Genomic DNA, 20,277 nt, shown 5'->3' on the forward strand with positions numbered 1-20,277 from the left:
ATTTTGAAGCGGGTTCTGCGCGTTTTATAGAATCACACAAGGATAAAATATTGGAGCGCGGTGCGCGCAATAACCTCCTGAAGACTTTGTTTTCAGCCTGTTTGTCGCAAGAACGGACGCTTAATCTTCCGTGCCATAATTTGGTATGTTTTGTTGTTCATGGTTGGCTTTTCCTTGCGTGTATGTTTTTTTACTGGTCTTGTGCAGGCGAAATAAAAAAGAACAGCCACTGAACATAATTTGGGCAGGCTTGCTATGGTGCAAGGCAACAAAGCAGCGCCATGTGAAACGGGTTTTCATTGCCGGGATTAGTGGTTAATAAGCACGGGAGATTTTATGTGTTTTTTCCTGATTCTTTGGGGTCGGGAATAATTTCCGGTGGTTTTTCCCATGCGTATGTCCCGCTTCTTTTTGCCAATCCTTAAAGAAAATCCCAAAGAGGCAGAAATTGTCTCTCATCGCCTGATGTTGCGTGCAGGGATGATCCGCCAGCAATCAGCCGGTATTTATACATGGCTGCCGCTGGGTCTGAAGGTGCTTAACAAGGTCAATACGATTATCCGTGAAGAGCAGAACAGGGCAGGCGGCAATGAAATCCTCATGCCGACCATTCAGTCTGCCGATTTGTGGCGGGAAAGCGGCCGTTATGATGCCTATGGCAAGGAAATGCTGCGCATTAAAGACCGCTCCGAGCGTGAAATGTTGTTTGGCCCGACCAATGAGGAAATGGTCACGGATATTTTCCGCTCTTATGTGCGCTCTTATAAGGATCTGCCGCTTAATCTCTATCACATCCAGTGGAAATTCCGCGATGAGGTGCGCCCGCGTTTTGGTGTGATGCGCTCGCGTGAATTCTTGATGAAGGATGCCTATTCCTTTGATCTTGATTATGAGGGCGCCAAGGCCGCCTATTACCGTATGTTCGTGTCTTATCTGCGCACATTCTCACGCATTGGCGTGCAGGTTGTGCCGATGCGTGCGGATACCGGCCCGATTGGCGGTGATCTGAGCCATGAATTTATCATTTTGGCTGAAACCGGTGAGAGTCAGGTTTTCTGTGATCGCGCTTATCTTGATCTGCCGGTGCCCGGTGCGGATATTGATTTCTTTGATGATGCAGCCATAGCAACCGTTGTTGACCAGTGGACAAAACCCTATGCCGCAACGGAAGAGATGCATGATGAAGCCGCATGGGCAAAAGTGGATGCGGAAAGTCAGGTTGCAGCGCGTGGCATTGAGGTTGGCCACATCTTCCATTTTGGCACCAAATATTCCGAGCCGATGGGGGCAAAGGTGCAAGGGCCTGATGGCAAGGAGCATCTGGTTTCCATGGGCTCTTACGGCATTGGCCCTTCACGCGTGGTTGCCGCAACGATTGAGGCATTCCATGATGAAAACGGCATCATCTGGCCAAAGGCCATTGCACCGTTTGGCGCAGGCATTGTTAATATGAAGCCAGGTGATGCAGCGTGTGATGCCGCTTGCGAAAAGCTTTATGAAGCCCTGACCAATGCCGGTCTTGATCCGCTTCTGGATGATACGGATGAGCGCGCCGGTTCAAAATTTGCCACTATGGATCTGATAGGCGTGCCGGTTCAGATTATTGCCGGGCCGCGCAGTGTTGCCAATGGTGAGGTGGAGATCAAGGATCGCAAGACCGGTGAACGCAAAACCATGACGGTTGAAGCCGCAATCAATTTCCTGACAACGGAGCAGTAATGTTTAAAAAGCCTGCGACAGCTGGAACTCAGGGCAACGGAGGTGTGCAATTGCTTAAGAAATTGCCCAGGAAACAGCCGGAAAAACAGCCTGCCGCACAAGGCAGGCGTTCGGGCACCGGGCCGTTTTCCAGGCTGGAACGCATGATCGCATGGCGTTATCTGCGTTCACGCCGTCGTGAGGCTTTTATTTCCGTGATTGCCGGTTTTTCATTCACCGGCATCATGCTTGGTGTGGCAACGCTTATCATCGTTATGGCGGTGATGAATGGCTTCCGCACTGAATTGCTCAATCGTATTCTTGGCATTAACGGCCATTTGATTGTTGCGCCGATTGATAGCCCGCTGGAAGATTATGACCATATTGTTAAGCGCATGGATGCTTTGCCGGGGGTGAATTTTGCCATTCCGGTGGTTGAGGGGCAGGCGCTTGTGCAAGGCGCAATTGGCGCTGGCACCGGTGCATTGGTGCGCGGTTTGCGTGAGCAGGATATTGAGAAGCTTAAGCTGATCTCGCAAAATGTGAAATCGGGTACTTTTGCCAATTTTGATACTTCTGACGGTGTGGCAATCGGCACGCGCATGGCGCAAAATCTGGGGCTGGCCGTGGGGGATGACATTAAAATCATCTCACCTGATGGCGATGTCACGCCTTTTGGCGTTAATGCCCGTACCAAAGCCTATCCGGTCAAGGCAATTTTTGAAATCGGCATGTCGGAATATGATGCCTCTATTGTGCTGATGCCCCTGTCGGAAGCGCAGTTATTCTTCAATCAGGAGGGGCGTGTACAGTCGATTGAGGTTTTTGCTGATAATCCGGACAAGGTTGATGAGTTGCGCGCCGGTGTGGAAGAGGCGGCAGAGCGCCCTGTGATGCTGACTGATTGGCGCCAGCGCAATGCCACATTCTTCTCCGCCCTGCAGGTTGAGCGCAATGTGATGTTTATGATCCTGACTTTGATCGTGCTGGTTGCTGCGCTCAATATTATTTCCGGCCTCATCATGCTGGTAAAGGATAAGGGGCGTGACATTGCAATCCTGCGCACAATGGGGGCAACACGGGGTGCGGTTATGCGCATCTTTTTGATGACAGGCGCTGCCATTGGTGTGGCCGGCACGCTGGCGGGCGTGGTGCTTGGCGTTGTGGTTTGCCTGAATGTGGAGCGCATTCGTGCGTTTTTTTCATGGCTTTCAGGCACAACCCTGTTTAATCCCGAGCTTTATTTCCTGAGCCAGCTGCCGGCAAAAATGAATCTGGGAGAGACGCTTTCTGTTATCGGTATGGCGTTATTCCTGTCATTTATCGCCACAATTTTTCCGGCATGGCGTGCTGCCAAACTCGATCCTGTTGATGCGCTGAGGTATGAATAATGAGCCGCCAGCCTAATGAACCAATTCTGCAATTGAAAAATGTCTGCCGCAGCTATCATGAGGCAGACCGTGAACTGGTCATTCTCAAGGATGCGAATTTCAGCCTGATGCGTGGTGAAATGGTAGCGCTTGTGGCGCCGTCAGGGGCGGGCAAATCCACTTTGCTGCATACGGCCGGCTTGCTTGAAAAGCCGGATTCCGGCGATGTGATCCTTGGCAAAACCTCTTGTGCGCAGCTCGATGATGACCGGCGCACCGCCATGCGCCGCAATGATCTGGGCTTTGTCTATCAGTTTCATCATTTGCTGCCGGAATTTACAGCATTGGAAAATGTGATGATCCCGCAAATGTTGCGCGGCCTCTCATCCGGGCTTGCTGCACAACGGGCACAAAATTTGCTTGATTATATGCGCATAGGGCCGCGCTCCTCACATCGTCCCTCGGAGCTTTCAGGCGGGGAACAGCAACGTGTGGCCATTGCCCGCGCTGTGGCCAATGCGCCGCTGGTGCTGTTTGCTGATGAGCCAACCGGCAATCTTGATCCTTCCACATCATCTTATGTGTTTCAGGCTTTGGAAGCATTGGTGCGCCAGTCCGGCCTGTCAGCGCTGATCGCAACCCATAATCATGATCTGGCGCGGCGTATGGATCGCTGCGTAACATTAAAGGATGGCAAGATCATTGATCTTGATCTGAAAAAAGCCACGGCCTGATATTGAACTTGTAAGCTTTTCTGGCAGACAAATCATCAGGATGCCGTATGCTGGCTGCATGCGGCATTTTTATATTTTGAGAAAAAGTGTTTGTCCTGAACAGAGCAAAAAAGCCTTGTTCGCTTTATCAGGCATACTGCCAAATTTAAATTGGGCGATTGCCTCTCTTATGCAGGGTTAAGGAACTGCGCTTGCTGCTTCTGTACAAAGGCAAGGCCTTTTCACGGGCGGATATTGATAAAGCCTGAGCGAATTAAGGGGCAAATAATATAAAAACCATGAGGCTGATTGTAATGGCCTCACTCTTTTTTCGCGCCGGCTTGATTCAGAAGGGCAGTAAAGACCGGTGCGCGAACAAAGCCCCTCATTGCGCATAAAAACATCTCACCTTACTTGCACATATCAATGAAATCAGGCCGATTGTTGTAGCAGTTTTTAGTCATGGCAGGCGGGAAGCCGCCCAATCTGTCCACTGCTGGATAGAGGCCGAAAACGCACTGCTTCTTTAGTCTTTGATGTAAAATATTGATATTTAAGCGCATTATTTATTCTTGTTTTGTTCTTGTCTTCTCTGTGATGTGATGATTCATATTTCACTAACTATAGATATTTTTTCGCCGCAATTTAGGGCTTGACTGCAGAACGACAATAGAACAAATTACAAACATACAAGAACATATGGAGTTCAAAACATGTCTGATCTGGTTCGTGATGTTATGTCTTTCATTTCCATCGGTTTGTTTGTAGCAACATTTGCATTATGGCTCAGCGCCTTTTGAAAAGACTGATATGCAGCGTCGCGATAGCCACAATGCCGTCAGATAATTTATGATGCGGCAACAGCCTTTAAAAACATCACAGGCGGCATAACTGCCTGTGTAAGAGCGGTGGATTATGTGCTTATAGCTGGACATTCCCGCGCCATTGCGGGAAAAAGATATTTGTTTCGGCACTTTGCCAGAAGGATGTTTTAAGCGCATCCCGCCTTGCTGGCTGGCTCTGGTTGGCTCAGTTCTGCCGCGATAAAAGGTAATGGCTGCATTTGCAGGCTGTTGCAGTGATATTTTGAAATATAGCGATTTTCCGGCTTTTGCCGCGCCGGTATTATGGTTGCAATGACGGAGAATATACCTTTGTCTTCTGATCTGTCTGCAGTTGGGGCGAATGCGCCGGTTTTTATTCATTTGCGGGTGCATTCTGCCTATTCACTTCTTGAGGGTGCATTGCAGATTGGTAAGATTATCGGTCACGCTAAGGATGATAATGCGCCTGCAATTGCGGTAACCGATACGAATAATCTGTTCGGGGCGCTGGAATTTGCACAAAAAGCCTCGAAAGATGGCGTGCAGCCGATTATTGGCTGCACGGTTGATCTGGCTTTCGGTGATCATGAGGTGGAAGGGCGCGCGGTGAACCGCCGTGATGCACTGGATCTTGCGCCGGTGGTTATGCTGGCCTGTAGTGAAGAGGGCTATGCCAATATGGTGCGGCTTGTCAGCCGCTCCTATCTTGAAACCGAGCCCGGTGATCCGGTGCATATTTGTGCCGGCTGGCTGCCGGATCTTGCAGAGGGCATTATTCTGCTGACCGGCGGAGAGAACGGCCCCGTTGCCCGTGCCTTGAGCAGTGATCATGAAATGCGCGCGCGCAGCCGGCTGGAATTTCTTAAAAATGCCTTTGGTGACAGGCTCTATGTCGAACTGCACCGCCATCGTGGCTATAATCGCGCGCTTGAGGCAAAACTGGTGGAGCTGGCTTATGAATATGAGCTGCCGCTGGTTGCCACCAATGAGGCATTTTTCAAACAAAGCGATGATTATGAGGCTCATGATGCGCTTTTGGCTATTGCCGAGGGGCAGGTCATTGCTTCTGATGATCGCCGCCGGCTTACACCGGACCATTATCTAAAAAGCCAGAGCGAGATGGCAGCATTATTTGCCGATTTGCCGGAAGCTTTGGAAAATACGGTTGAAATTGCCCGTCGCTGCCATTGGTTTACCCAGACCCGCGCGCCGATCTTGCCGCGATTTACAGGGGAGTCGGATGATCCGGAAACTGCCTTGCAGGCAGAGGCTGATGAAATGGCGCGTCAGGCACGGGAGGGGCTTGAGCGCCGTCTCAAGCTCTTTGGCATGGCAGAAGGGCATAGTTATGAGGATTATGTCAAACGGCTGGATTATGAGATTTCGATCATCGTCCGGATGAAGTTTCCGGGCTATTTTCTGATCGTTTCTGACTTTATCAAATGGGCTAAATCACAGGATATTCCGGTGGGTCCCGGCCGCGGCTCCGGTGCGGGCTCTCTTGTTGCCTATGCGTTGACGATCACAGATGTTGATCCTTTGCGTTTTTCCCTGCTGTTTGAGCGTTTTCTCAATCCGGATCGTGTTTCGATGCCGGACTTTGATATTGATTTCTGTCAGGATCGCCGTGAAGAGGTGATCCGCTATGTGCAGGCCAAATATGGGCGTGATCAGGTTGCCCAGATCATTACTTTTGGTACCTTGCAGGCGCGCGCTGTTTTGCGTGATGTTGGCCGCGTTTTGCAAATGCCCTATGGTCAGGTTGACAGATTATGCAAACTTGTTCCCTCCAATCCCGCCAATCCGGTCTCACTTGGCAAGGCAATTGAGGAGGAACCACGCATCAATGAAGAGCGTGAGAAAGAGCCTGTTGTTGGGCGCTTGCTTGACATTTCATTGAAGCTGGAAGGTCTCTATCGCCATGCCTCCACCCATGCCGCGGGGATTGTGATTGGTGACAGGCCATTATCGGAACTGGTGCCGATGTATCGCGATCCGCGCTCGGATATGCCGGTTACCCAGTTTAATATGAAATGGGTTGAGCAGGCAGGTCTGGTGAAATTCGACTTTCTCGGCCTTAAAACCCTGACAGTTCTCAACACCGCCGTTAAACTGATTGCCCGCAAAGGCATCAAGATTGATCTGCAGACACTGCCTTTCGATGATAAGACAACTTATGAAATGTTGTCGCGCGGTGAGACGGTTGGCGTGTTTCAGGTGGAATCTGTGGGTATGCGTAAGGCGCTTATCGGGATGAAGCCTGACCGGATTGAGGATATTATTGCGCTTGTGGCGCTTTATCGGCCGGGGCCGATGGAGAATATTCCAACCTATAATGCGCGCAAACACGGTGAGGAGGAAATAGCCTCCATCCACCCTAAGATCGACCATTTGGTGAAGGAAACGCAAGGCGTTATCGTTTATCAGGAACAGGTGATGCAGATTGCGCAGGTGCTTTCCGGCTATTCGCTCGGGGAAGCGGATTTGCTGCGCCGCGCGATGGGTAAAAAAATCCGTGAAGAAATGGATAAGCAGCGTGTCCGCTTTGTTGATGGCGCGGTGGAGGGCGGGGTCAGCAAGGCGCAGGCCAATACGATTTTTGACCTGCTTGCCAAATTTGCTGATTATGGTTTCAACAAATCCCACGCCGCTGCCTATGCAATTGTATCTTATCACACGGCTTATCTGAAGGCGCATTATCCGGCGGAGTTTCTGGCCGCCTCTATGACCTATGATATGAATAACACGGAAAAACTTAATGATTTCCGGCGTGATGCCATGCGTCTTGGCATTGAGGTTGTGCTGCCATCCGTTATGACATCCTATCGTCCGTTTGAGGTGGGCGATGGCAAGATTTTTTATTCTCTTGCGGCAATCAAGGGGGTTGGTGATGCTGCGGTTGAGCATATTGTTGAAAAACGGAACGAAAAACCGTTTGAAAGTTTAGAGGATTTCTGTGAGCGGGTTGATCCGCGTCTGGTGAACCGCCGCGTGTTTGAAAGCTTGATTAATGCCGGCGCCCTGGATTGTTTTGGCGTTGACCGCTCGGCATTGAGTTCCGGTATAGACAGGCTTATGGCTTATAGCCAGCGCACGCAGGAAAATGCCAATAGCGGGCAGGCGGATATTTTCGGCTCTGGCCTGGTGCCAAAGGAAAAGTTGCAATTACCGGTTGTTACCCCCTGGACTTCGGCAGAAAAACTGCATCGTGAATTGCAGGCTGCGGGTTTTTATCTTTCTGCGCATCCGCTGGATGATTATGCGGATGTTTTGCAAAAAATGCGTGTGCAGAGCTGGGCGGATTTTTCCAATGCCGTGAAAAAGGGAGCCACACATGGCCGCCTTGCCGGAACTGTGATCAGCAAGCAGGAGCGCAAAACCAAAACCGGCAACAAGATGGGCATTATTGCGTTTTCTGATGCAACCGGACAATTCGAATCCGTGCTGTTTTCAGAGGCTTTGCAGCAGTTTCGTGATCTTTTGGAGCCGGGTCGTTCGGTTGTCATCACCGTTTCGGCGGAAAACCGGCCCGAGGGGATCAGTTTGCGGATAGCAACGGTTGTCTCTCTGGAGGATGAAGCCAGCCGTTTGCAAAAGGCTTTGCGGCTTTATTTGCGCAATTGTGAAGCTTTGGATCAGATCGCCCCTTATTTTTCTGCGCGCGGGGATGGTGAGGTCAGCTTTATTGTTATTAAAGATAATGGCCAGCGTGAAATTGAAGTGATGCTGCCGGATCGTTACCGCATCAGCCCGCAAATTGCCGGTGCTATGAAGGCGATTGACGGTGTGGTGGATGTGGAACTGGTCAGTTGACGGGGAGTTGCAATACAATATTCAATAAGGCTGTGATTTTTATGTAATGGCCTGATATGCAGCCGGATGCTCCGCCTTATCTGGTCGTATGCTTTGTCTGGCTGTTTTACATGGCTATAGGATGCTGTGTTTTGGCTGCATTGCAAGCTGATAATGTGAAAGGATTTTTGCGGGTAAATTCTGTCTGTGTAAATTCTGTCTGTGTAAATTCTGTCCAGACGGCGATGAAGCAAAGTTTCGCGTGGTTTCAGCACCGTATTTTATTGCTGCCGCCTTTGGACATTAAACGGATTCGGCTTTGTTCTGGCAGCTATGGTGCATGGTCTTGGCATTTTGCGAAAAGGTTTAAATCGGGGAGATTTAAATTGATATTGCTCAGCTTGTCTTAATTTGTTTCTGCCAAAGAGAAATATACACAAATCATGCTGATTATGCACAGATAGGGTGCTTGTTAAGCAGGGCTTGCAGATTACATTTATCGCAATGCAGGCTGATGAATCGGAGAAAATGATGACCAGTTACGACTATGACCTGTTTGTTATCGGCGGCGGCTCCGGCGGGGTGCGGGCAGGGCGTCTTGCCGGATCTATGGGCAAGCGGGTCGGGCTGGCTGAGGAATTTCGTATGGGGGGCACCTGTGTGATTCGCGGTTGTGTGCCCAAAAAACTTTATGTTTATGCTTCACAATTTCCGGAGCATTTCAGCGATGCGGCCGGTTATGGCTGGACAGTCGGAGAAAGAAGTTTTGATTGGTCTCGTCTGGTCGCCAATAAAGAAGCGGAAATCACCCGCCTTGAAGGCCTCTATACCAAGGGGCTGAATAATGCGAAAACCGAAATTCTGCCTTATCGCGCGGTGCTGAAAGATGCCCATACGGTCGAGCTTGTCGGCAGCGGTAAAACGGTTACAGCCGAGACTGTTTTGATTGCCACGGGCGGGCGTCCGTTTATGGATGAAACTATGCCCGGCCATGAGTTATGCATCAGCTCCAATGATGTTTTTGATTTGAAAACCCTGCCAAAATCCATTGTTATTCAGGGTGGCGGTTATATCGCGGTTGAGTTTGCCGGCATTTTCAACGGCCTCGGCGTGAACACCACGCTGGTCTATCGTGGTAAACAGATTTTGCACCGTTTTGATAGTGATCTGTATCGTCTGGTCAGCGAGGCAATGGCTGAAAAAGGTATTCGCATTGTAACGGAAGCGCAGATAACCGCTGTGGCACAGGCACAGGGGGAAAGTCGCCTTGCTGTCAGCTTGGACAATGGGGAAGTTCTGGCGGCAGATCAGGTTTTGCAGGCCATTGGCCGTGTGCCGAATACCAGAGGCATGGGGCTGGAAAATGCCGGTGTGAAACTGGCCGCTGACGGTTCGGTGATTGTGGATGAATATTCACGCAGCAGTGTGAAGAATATCTGGGCTGTAGGCGATATTACCAATCGTGCGCAGCTCACCCCCGTGGCTATTCATGAGGCCATGTGCTTTATAGAAACTGCATTTAAAAACAATCCGGTGCGCCCTGATCATGAGCTGATCCCGACGGCGGTTTTCTCCCAGCCGGAAATCGGCACTGTAGGCATGTCGGAGGAGGAGGCTGCAAAGCATTATACGAATGTTGAGATCTATCGTGCGCATTTTCGTCCGATGCGTAACACGCTTGCAGGCCGGCAGGATAAAATGCTGACCAAGCTGGTGGTTGATGGTGATAGCCGTAAAGTGCTTGGCGCCCATGTTTTGGGGCCGGATGCTGGAGAGATGGCGCAATTGCTGGGTATCGCTTTGAAGGCCAATGCAAGTAAGGATGATTTTGACCGCACAATGGCCTTGCATCCTTCTGCCGCAGAAGAATTCGTGACCATGTATACACCAAGCTATCGTTTGGTGAATGGTATGCGTGAAGGCTGACGGTTGAAACGCAAATACTTGGCAAAAAAGCACCGGCCGGCAATGGTAAATGCCGGCTTTTATGTTTTAAAATTACAAAAAAGGCCAAAAATCTTGGCAAAAATGACAGCGGAGGCTGTATAGTCTGAATTGCGGCTGGTTAATTGCTTTGCAGTGGACTATATACGCAAGGCTGTTGCCGCAATGGTGTGGCGCAGCAGGGGATAATTTACCAAGATTTTGAAAATAACACAGGTGCTATAATGACGAAGAACTGGACACCGCAATCCTGGAGAGGCATGCCGATACGCCAAGTGCCTTCTTATCCGGACGCGCAGGCTTTGGCCGATGTCGAGGCTCGTCTGCGTACATATCCGCCTTTGGTTTTTGCGGGGGAGGCACGCAAGCTTACCCGGCAGCTGGCCGAAGTGGCTGAGGGGCGCGCCTTCCTGTTGCAGGGGGGTGATTGTGCAGAAAGCTTTGCGGAACATGGCGCGGACAATATCCGCGACTTTTTCCGCGTATTTTTGCAAATGGCCGTTGTGCTTACTTTTGGCGGATCACAGCCTGTTGTTAAGGTTGGCCGTATTGCCGGCCAGTTCGCCAAGCCGCGCTCCAGCGATACGGAGACGGTAGATGGCGTGGCGCTGCCATCTTACCGCGGCGATATTATTAATGGTATTGAGTTCAGCGAAAGCTCGCGTATTCCTGATCCGAACCGCCAGGAAATGGTCTATCGCCAATCGGCGGCCACGCTCAATTTGTTGCGTGCTTTTGCTCAGGGCGGCTATGCCAATCTGGAAAATGTGCACAAATGGACGCTCGGCTTTGTGTCTGACAGCCCGCAGAGCGAACGTTATGCCGCGCTTGCCAATCGTATTTCCGAGACGATGGATTTCATGCGTTCCATCGGCATTACGGCAGAGAGCAACCATGTCTTGCGTGAAACGGATTTTTACACCAGCCATGAAGCCCTGCTGCTTGGCTATGAGGAGGCGCTGACCCGTATCGATTCCACATCAGGCGATTGGTATGGTACATCCGGCCATATGATGTGGATTGGTGACCGCACGCGCCAGATCGACCATGCCCATGTTGAATATTGCCGCGGCATTAAAAACCCGATCGGCATGAAATGCGGCCCGTCTCTGGAGAGCGATGATCTTATCCGTTTGATTGATAAGCTTAATCCGGAAAATGAGGCCGGACGGCTCACCCTGATTGCACGTTTTGGCTATGACAAGGTGGAAGAGCATCTGCCGCGTCTTATCCGTGCGGTTGAGAAAGAAGGGCGCAAGGTTGTCTGGTCGTGTGATCCTATGCACGGCAATACCATCACCGCTGCGGGCTACAAGACCCGTCCGTTTGATCGTGTGCTGAAAGAAGTGCAGAGTTTTTTTGCGGTGCATCAGGCAGAAGGTACCCATGCCGGTGGTATTCATATTGAAATGACCGGTAAAAATGTCACCGAATGCACCGGTGGCGCTCGTGCTATTTCCGCAGAGGAATTGTCCAATCGCTATCACACTCATTGCGATCCGCGCCTCAATGCGGATCAGGCGTTGGAGTTGGCGTTTCTTGTTGCAGAGCTTTTGAAAAAAGACCGTGATTCACATTCTCAAAAAATTGCGGCAACTGCATGATTTTTAATGTATAAAGATATTTTCGGGCGGGATATTTTCCCGCCCGTTTTCTGTTTTTAAATCACATTATTGCGGGGCAATATGGAGCGTCTCTATAAGGCTTTTATCAATTCCATGCGGGCACTGGGGCATCTGGCGCGTCATGAAAAGCCGGTGCAGCAGGAGCTGGTTTTGTTGCTGGTTGCATTGCCTGTGGCATGGTTTGTGGCGGCGGATATGGCGGCCTATATGCTGTTGGTTGGTGCGGTTTTGTTTCTTCTGCTTGTGGAAATTATCAATACGTCTGTGGAGGCCGCCTGCAATGCAATCAGCCGTGATTTTAAGAAAGATATCCAGATTGCCAAGGATTGCGGCTCCTTGGCTGTGCTGATTGCCTCTGTTATATGTGCTGCCATCTGGATCTATCATCTCTGGCCGCTGGTTTTTACCGCCTGAACAGATATCATGCGTTGTGCCATGTTGATTTTGCCCGTTTTGAATTGCAAGAAAATGGCAGGCACGGTAAGGCTTATGCATGAGCACACAAACCACATCACCCGATAAATTACGCATCGCAATTGCCCAGCTGAACCCGGTTATGGGCGATTTGCAGGGCAATCTTGCCAAGGCGCGTGCAGCCCGTAAAACCGCGGCTGAAGCGCAGGCCGATCTTATTCTGTTTACGGAACTGTTTATTTGCGGCTATCCGCCTGAGGATCTGGTCTCCAAGCCGGCATTTGTAAAAGCCTGCGAATCGACTGTGCGGCAATTGGCGCTGGATACGGGCGATAACGGGCCCGGAATAATTATCGGCACACCATTGCAGCGTGAAACCGGATTGCATAATGCGGTAATGGTGCTGGATGGCGGCAAAGTGATTGCCGAACGCTATAAGGTTGATCTGCCCAATTATGGTGAATTTGACGAGCAGCGCAATTTTCAGGCCGGCGCCATGCCGGGGCCGGTGAATTTTCGCGGTGTGCGGCTTGGTATTCCTGTTTGCGAGGATATTTGGGGCGATCTCGGCGTATGTGAAACACTGGCCGAGAGCGGGGCTGAAATTCTTCTCGTGCCAAATGGTTCTCCCTATCATCGTGCCAAGATGGAAGTGCGCCATCAGGTGGTTGCGCGTCAGGTGGCGGAAACCGGCCTGCCGGTGATCTATCTCAACCAGACCGGCGGTCAGGATGAGCTGCTGTTTGACGGCGGCTCATTTGTAATGAACAGCAATTATCATCTGGCAGTGCAGCTTAGGCAGTTTGAGGAACAGACAGAACTGACTGTATGGACGCGTGGTGATGATGGCTGGGTTTGCGCAGATGGTGAACGTAATTGGTTGCCGGAAGGTGCGGAGGCGGATTATCTGGCCTGCATGCATGGCCTGCGTGATTATGTGAATAAAAATGGCTTTAAAAGCGTTGTGCTTGGCCTGTCCGGCGGTCTGGACTCTGCCATTTGCGCGGCATTGGCGGTGGATGCGCTGGGTAAAGAGCGCGTGCATACGGTGATGCTGCCTTATCGCTACACATCTGAAACTTCGCTGAAAGATGCAAAGGATTGCGCTGAAGCACTGGGCTGCCGTTATGATATTGTGCCGATTGCAGCGCCTGTTGAGGGCTTTCTCAATGTGCTGCATCCTTTGTTTGAAGGTACAGACAGCGGTGTGACAGAAGAAAATCTGCAAAGCCGCGCCCGTGGCGTTATTTTGATGGCTATTTCCAACAAATTCGGCTCCATGGTTGTCACAACCGGCAACAAGTCGGAAATGGCTGTTGGCTATGCCACACTTTACGGCGATATGAACGGCGGCTTCAACCCGATCAAGGATCTTTACAAGATGCAGGTCTATGCGCTGGCAGACTGGCGCAACCGGCACTGGCCTGAAGGGGCGCTGGGGCCGGAGGGTGTGGTTGTGCCGCAAAATATTATCGACAAGGCGCCAAGTGCGGAGCTGCGCGATAATCAGACCGATCAGGATTCACTGCCGCCATATCCGGTGCTGGATGCAATTCTGGAGGCACTGGTGGAGCATGAGCGCAGCGTGGATGAGATTGTGGCTGAGGGCTATGAGCGTGATGTGGTGGAACGTGTGGAGCATCTGCTCTATATCGCTGAATATAAACGCCGCCAATCAGCCCCGGGGGTGAAGATTACGACCCGAAATTTTGGCCGCGACCGGCGCTATCCCATCACCAACCGCTTTCGCGACCGGCATTAAACAAAACCAATAAAGAAGAAAATCATGACTGTCATCGTACGTTTTGCACCGTCTCCAACCGGCTATATCCATATTGGTAATGCCCGTCCGGCACTTTATAACTGGTTGTTTGCCTTAAAGCATAAGGGGCAATTCATCCTGCGTTATGATGATACGGATGTGGAGCGCTCCAAAACAGAATATGCGCAGGCTATCGCCCGCGATATTGACTGGCTGGGCATCAAGCCCTCACGTGTTGAATATCAATCGAGACGTTTTGCAATTTATGATGCAGCGGTTGAAAAGCTTAAACAAGCCGGTTTGCTCTACCCCTGTTATGAAACGGCGGAAGAGCTGGAACTGCGCCGGAAAATGCGCCTGACCCGCCGTCTGCCGCCGGTTTATGGGCGGGATGCGCTGAAGCTGACCGATGAGCAAAAGGCCGCCTATGAGGCGCAGGGCCGGAAAGCCCATTGGCGTTTTCTGCTGCCTAATTTCAAAACCTCACCATTTGAGACAGAGCGCACTGAAGTGCATTGGGATGATCTGGTGCGCGGTCCGCAGACTGTTGATCTGGCCTCGATGTCTGATCCGGTACTGGTGCGTGAGGATGGCACCTATCTCTACACGCTGCCATCGGTGGTGGATGATATTGATATGGGTATCACCCATATTATCCGCGGTGATGACCATGTAACCAATACCGGTGCGCAAATTGCGATTTTTCGTGCGTTGAGTGATACTGTGCCGGTTTTTGGTCATCACAATCTGCTCACCACCACCAGCGGCGAGGGGCTGTCCAAACGTTCCGGCGCCTTGTCTGTGGGCTCTTTGCGCGATGCAGGGGTTGAGCCGATGGCGGTTGCATCCTTGGCGGTGCTCACCGGCACATCTGATAATGTTGAGCCGGTTGCAACAATGGAAGAACTGGCAGAGCGTTATGAGCCCTCTCATGCATCAAAATCCAATGCCAAATTTGATCCGGCTGATCTGACCGGCCTCAACCGCACTTTGATCCATCATCTGGATTATGCGGATATTGCTGAGCGTTTGGAAGCACTTGGTATTGCCGGCGATAAGGCTGAAGCTTTCTGGGCGGCTGTACGCGGCAATATTGATTATGTGAAAGATGCAGCCCAATGGTGGGGCATTATCAATCATACAGCACCTTTTTCTGATGCTGTGGCTGATGAGGATAAGGATTTTATTGCGCAGGCTTTTGATCTTTTGCCCGCAGAGCCATGGGGTAAAGATGTCTGGAAAGTCTGGACAGAGGCTGTAAAGGCTGCAACCGGCCGCAAGGGCAAGGCTTTGTTCATGCCTTTGCGCCTTGCATTGACCGGAGTGGCCTCCGGCCCTGAACTGGCCGATTTGCTGCCGCTTATCGGGCGGGATAATACTCTGGCCCGACGCGTCTGATCTTTGGATCCGGCACATAATCAACAGGCTCCGGCATAGGCGGCGGGGGGGTCTCCGCCGTTTTTGTAAAGTTCATAGCCGGTGATGGCGGAATGGTGAGGGCAGAATTATTCTCACCGGCATTGGCCTTGATCGGTAAAATATCTGCTTCTTGTACCGGCATGGGAGATGCAGGCCTTTGACCGGCTTCTTGTACCGGAAGGGGTGCAACCGGTTTTTGCAGGGCAGCCTGCTTTATCGGTTGCGGCTTTTTATAGGTTTGCTTGGTGCGTTTACGCGCTGGTTGCCGTGTTTTGTTGCGGTTTTCTGCTATCAGCCGGTCAAGAGCCTGCGGGCTGCGGCATTTGTAATATTGCATATCTTTATAGATCATTTGCCGCATTCGCTTTTGCTGTGCTGTGGCGGCCTGTGTGCCAAGCATATTCATTGCAGTTTCCAGCCTTTGTTGTGCATGGCGGATATAGCGGCATTCTTCAGAATTTGAGCCTTTGCCAAACAAGCCGGCATGACAGCCAAAACGGGCAGCATCGCGGCGTGCCTGTTGCTGCATTTGCGCTAATTGCTGATAGCGTGCAACCTGATATTTATTAAGCCGGATTGCCTGGTTGATATCTTGCAACTGCTGTTCATAGAGCCGGCATTGACTGTTATCTGCCATTATTTGGGCGCTTGCCGGCAAATAGAAAAACAGAAAAAAACAAGCTGCCAGTAATATATGACAGATAATTCTGTAAAAAATATTATTTGAAAAATAACAGGCAAAAGCCATAAAAATACTCCGCAAATATGGTTTAAAATATAATGCGGAAAGTATGAATAAATTTGGTAAAATACTTGTAAATTATTGATTTAATAGATTTTTATATATTTTAACTAAATTTTTCTGTCATTAAAAAAGCCGCATATCACCTGATATGCGGCTTGTTATTTTTATACATGCATGATTATGCCGTGGTGCGCTGGGCTGCCTCAACCACGGCCAGAGCGGTCATATTAACAATACCGCGCGAAGTGACAGAAGGTGTGAGAATATGCGCAGGGCGCGCTGCACCAAGCAGGATCGGGCCCACATGCAGGGCATCGGTCACAGTTTTAACCACATTCATGGTGATATTGGCTGCGTCCAGATTTGGGAAAACCAGCAGATTGGCTTCCCCTTTCAGGCGTGAATTGGGGAAAACGCGGTCACGCTGCAACTGCGATAAGGCTGCATCACCATGCATTTCACCATCCACTTCCAGATCAGGAAAGCGCTCCTGCAACAGGGCGCAGGCGTCACGCATTTTGGCAGCACTTTTTGAATCGCGCGAGCCAAAATTGGAATGAGAGAGCAGGGCGGCTTTGGGCTCAATGCCGAAGCGGCGGATTTCATTGGCGGCCAGAATGGTCATTTCCGCAATTTCTTCGGCACTCGGATCAAGATTCACATAAGTGTCCGTGAAGAAAAGCGTGCCGCGGCTGGAGATCAGCAGACTGAGGGTTGAAAGATCACGCAGCCCTTCCTGCACGCCGAGAATTTGTTTGACAAGTGTCAGATGGCGTTCAAACCGGCCTTCCAGACCGCAAATCATGGCATCAGCTTCATTGCGCACAATCGCCAGAGCGGCAATCACAGTCGGGTTGGTGCGCACAATGGAACGTGCGGCTTCCGGTGTCATGCCCTGTCTGCCAGTGAGCTTGTGCATAAGATCAACATAATCGCGATAGCGCGGATCATCCTCCGGATTGATGATTTCAAAATCTGTACCGGGGCGGATTTTCAGCGCATAGCGTTTCAGGCGCGTTTCAATCACATTCGGCCGGCCGATCAGAATCGGCTGGGCGATGCCTTCTTCCAGCACCACCTGTGCGGCGCGCAAGACGCGCTCTTCTTCGCCATTGGCATAGATCACGCGTTTCTTTTCAGCCAGGCGCCGGGCAGCGGCAAAAACCGGCTTCATGATCATGCCGGAACGGAACACAAAGCGGTTCAACCGGTCAATATAGGCTTCCATATCCGTGATCGGGCGGGTTGCCACACCGGTATCCATAGCGGCCTGTGCCACGGCAGGCGCAATACGCAGAATCAGACGCGGATCAAATGGCGAGGGGATCACATAATTGGCACCGAAAACCGGAGTATCGCCGGAATAGGCGCGGGCTGCCACATCAGACACTTCCTCGCGCGCAAGGGCGGCAATTGCCTTTACCGCTGCCATTTTCATTTCTTCATTAATGGCTGTTGCCCCCACATCCAGCGCACCGCGGAAAATATAAGGGAAGCACAACACATTATTGACCTGATTGGGATAATCCGACCGGCCGGTGCAAATAATCGCATCTTCACGAACAGCGCGCGCTTCTTCCGGCATAATTTCCGGCTTTGGATTGGCAAGCGCCATGATCAGCGGCGAGGGTGCCATTTTGGCAACCATTTCCGGTTTCAGCACACCAGCCGCCGACACGCCGAGAAACACATCGGCATTATCAATAATATCATTCAGCGTGCGGGCATCGGTATCCTGTGCATAGACCTCTTTCCAGCGATCCATCAATTCGTTGCGGCCTTTATAGACCACGCCTTCCAGATCGCTGACCCAGATATTTTTGCGATCCGCGCCAAGGCTGACAAGCAGGTTAAGGCAGGCAAGGGCGGCAGCGCCGGCACCTGATACAGCGATTTTTGCGGTTTTGATATCTTTTCCGGCCAGCTCAAGGCCATTGAGAACAGCGGCAGCCACAATAATAGCCGTGCCGTGCTGGTCATCATGAAACACCGGAATATTCATTTTTTCGCGCAGTTGTTCCTCAACCTCGAAACATTCCGGCGCTTTAATATCTTCCAGATTGATACCGCCAAAAGTCGGCTCCAATGCCGAGACCACATTAACCATGCGGTTTACATCCAACGTATCCACCTCAATATCAAAAACATCAATATCGGCAAATTTTTTAAACAGGACAGCCTTGCCCTCCATAACCGGTTTGGAGGCAAGCGGGCCGATATGCCCCAGACCCAGAACGGCAGTGCCGTTGGAGATGACAGCAACAAGATTGGCGCGCGCCGTATAATCTGCCGCCAGCGACGGATCATCCTGAATGGCAAGGCAGGGCGCAGCCACACCGGGGGAATAGGCCAGTGCAAGATCGCGCTGGTTGCCGAGGGTTTTGGTGGGTTGAATCTCCAGTTTGCCCGGTTTTGGTGAGCGGTGATAAAACAGCGCCGCTTCTTCAAAATCTGAAAATTGTCTTGCTGCTGGTTTTGCAGGGGCAGTTGCAGCCTTGGTAGTGTCGGCGGATGATTTTTTGGTCATGTATATTTGTCCATTCAGACGATTGGCAGCCGCTATATATGTGCTGAAAAAACCAGGTTTTATACAGGATAATGCGGTTGATATAAATCCTATGAATATTTCAATGTCTTAATCCGGACAGAAAATGTCCGGAGGGGGATAAAAACCTATATGAGATATTCTGTTAACATACAAATCACGACTGTTTTGCAACAGACAAAAAGAACAGGAAATTATGTATTTTTTCAGGTTTTGAGCGCGGATAAAAATTGTACCGGGCTGTAATTATTAGTTTCAAATCAGCCTTGAGAATTATAGGGAATTTTAAAAAAAATCTTAAAAATCAATGAATAAGGGCGGTTTCTTATGCTTCTTCCGCAAAGAATTCCGCCCCTTATTTAAAGCCATGCTGGCAGCGCGATTATGTCTCACATTATGAAATATCGCACTTAACTAAAAACCGGTTAACCCCACAATTCCGGCAATGGCGGTGTTACGGTTGTGCCATCATAATGCAGGGCCGGCTCACGGTCTTTCGCCAATAATAACGGGCCGTCAAGATCGACAAAATCGGCATCTTGCGCAACCATCAGGGCTGGTGCCATTGCAAGGGATGAACCAACCATGCAGCCGGTCATGATTTGCAGGCCAAGGCTGCGCGCTTTGCGCTGCATGATCAGGGCTTCTGTCAGGCCGCCGGTCTTATCCAGTTTGATATTGACAGCATCATAGCGATCTTTCAGCTTTTCCAGCCCTTCCGCTGTATGGGCGCTTTCATCGGCGCAAACCGGCACAAGCCGTTTTGCCTGTGCCAGATAGCTGTCATCAGAGGCTGGCAGCGGTTGCTCAATCAGGCTGATACCGCATTGCGCGGCAACCTGAATATTCTCGTTAAAATTATCTGTGTTCCAGCCCTCATTGGCATCCAGAATAATCTGCGCCTGCGGTGCTGCGGCGCGTACTGCACGGATGCGCTCTGCATCATTATCGCCGCCGATTTTGACCTTGATCAGCGGATTCTTGGCAAGTTTGGCAGTAGCTGCGGCCATTGCTTCAGGTGTATCAATAGAAACGGTAATGGCGGTAATGAGCGGGCGCGGAGAAATGCCGAGCAATCCGGCAACAGTTGTGCCGGATTGTTTGGCCTGTAAATCCCACAAGGCGCAGTCTACCGCATTGCGGGCTGCACCTGCAGGCATGGCGCTTTGCAATTTATGACGCAGAGCCTCTGCCGTGCCGCCTTGTTGTAATAAAGTTTCAACAGCGCGAATTTGTCCGCTCACTGATTCGATGGTTTCACCATAGCGGGCATAGGGCACACATTCCCCGCGGCCCGTGTGAATACCGTTACCCAATTCACACACTATAACAACAGCTTCGGTTTTAGAGCCGCGTGAGATTGTAAATTTTCCCGCTATCGGGTAGCGCTCAACAAGCAGATTGAGATTATATTGCATTGTCAGTG

12 protein-coding genes are annotated in these 20,277 nt (G+C 50.8%); 9 read left to right on the plus strand and 3 right to left on the minus strand.

All coding sequences use genetic code 11. The features are described 5' to 3' along the window. The first annotated feature begins 390 nt into the window (after positions 1–390). The 9 genes from proS to gltX all read left to right on the plus strand — a co-directional run bounded on the left by proS (position 391) and on the right by gltX (position 15,540). Positions 391–1,719 (plus strand): proline--tRNA ligase, encoded by a 1,329-nt coding sequence (proS, locus tag ACSTTO_RS08325; RefSeq protein WP_439272680.1) that lies wholly within the window; start codon positions 391–393, stop codon positions 1,717–1,719. A gap of 143 nt (positions 1,720–1,862) precedes the next feature. Next, on the plus strand, positions 1,863–3,089 hold the full coding sequence (locus ACSTTO_RS08330; protein ID WP_439272855.1) for a lipoprotein-releasing ABC transporter permease subunit: 1,227 nt from the start codon (positions 1,863–1,865) through the stop codon (positions 3,087–3,089). Next, on the plus strand, positions 3,089–3,802 hold the full coding sequence (locus ACSTTO_RS08335) for an ABC transporter ATP-binding protein (protein ID WP_439272681.1): 714 nt from the start codon (positions 3,089–3,091) through the stop codon (positions 3,800–3,802). The genes ACSTTO_RS08330 and ACSTTO_RS08335 overlap by 1 nt, the downstream gene beginning before the upstream one ends. A gap of 1,115 nt (positions 3,803–4,917) precedes the next feature. Further along, positions 4,918–8,418 (plus strand): DNA polymerase III subunit alpha, encoded by a 3,501-nt coding sequence (dnaE, locus tag ACSTTO_RS08340; RefSeq protein WP_439272682.1) that lies wholly within the window; start codon positions 4,918–4,920, stop codon positions 8,416–8,418. Positions 8,419–8,928: 510 nt separating this feature from the next. Next, positions 8,929–10,323, plus strand: a complete 1,395-nt coding sequence (gene gor / locus ACSTTO_RS08345; protein WP_439272683.1) for a glutathione-disulfide reductase — start codon at positions 8,929–8,931, stop codon at positions 10,321–10,323. Between the two features lie 242 nt (positions 10,324–10,565). Continuing rightward, positions 10,566–11,945: a class II 3-deoxy-7-phosphoheptulonate synthase gene (locus ACSTTO_RS08350; protein WP_439272684.1), complete on the plus strand. Its 1,380-nt coding sequence runs from the start codon at positions 10,566–10,568 to the stop codon at positions 11,943–11,945. Positions 11,946–12,026: 81 nt separating this feature from the next. Then, a complete protein-coding gene (locus tag ACSTTO_RS08355) occupies positions 12,027–12,380 on the plus strand; it encodes a diacylglycerol kinase (RefSeq protein ID WP_439272685.1) in 354 nt (117 codons plus the stop codon). A 79-nt stretch (positions 12,381–12,459) separates the two neighbouring features. Beyond that, a complete protein-coding gene (locus ACSTTO_RS08360; RefSeq protein WP_439272686.1) occupies positions 12,460–14,142 on the plus strand; it encodes an NAD+ synthase in 1,683 nt (560 codons plus the stop codon). Between the two features lie 24 nt (positions 14,143–14,166). After that, a complete protein-coding gene (gene gltX, locus ACSTTO_RS08365) occupies positions 14,167–15,540 on the plus strand; it encodes a glutamate--tRNA ligase (protein WP_439272687.1) in 1,374 nt (457 codons plus the stop codon). Here gltX and ACSTTO_RS08370 read toward each other — a convergent pair. The 3 genes from ACSTTO_RS08370 to dgcA form a co-directional block, all read right to left on the minus strand. After that, complete coding sequence (locus tag ACSTTO_RS08370; protein WP_439272688.1) at positions 15,503–16,198, minus strand: hypothetical protein; 696 nt, start codon at positions 16,196–16,198, stop codon at positions 15,503–15,505. The two genes, gltX and ACSTTO_RS08370, sit on opposite strands and share 38 nt — an antisense overlap. A 286-nt stretch (positions 16,199–16,484) precedes the next feature. Continuing rightward, on the minus strand, positions 16,485–18,833 hold the full coding sequence (locus ACSTTO_RS08375; RefSeq protein WP_439272689.1) for an NADP-dependent malic enzyme: 2,349 nt from the start codon (positions 18,831–18,833) through the stop codon (positions 16,485–16,487). A gap of 443 nt (positions 18,834–19,276) precedes the next feature. Then, positions 19,277–20,269 carry an N-acetyl-D-Glu racemase DgcA gene (gene dgcA / locus ACSTTO_RS08380; RefSeq protein WP_439272690.1) on the minus strand — a complete coding sequence of 331 codons (993 nt, stop codon included), beginning with the start codon at positions 20,267–20,269 and terminating at the stop codon, positions 19,277–19,279. Between the last annotated feature and the right edge of the window lie 8 nt (positions 20,270–20,277).

Origin of the sequence: Pseudochrobactrum albidum (assembly GCF_051851455.1) — a bacterium.
Taxonomy (GTDB): domain Bacteria; phylum Pseudomonadota; class Alphaproteobacteria; order Rhizobiales; family Rhizobiaceae; genus Pseudochrobactrum.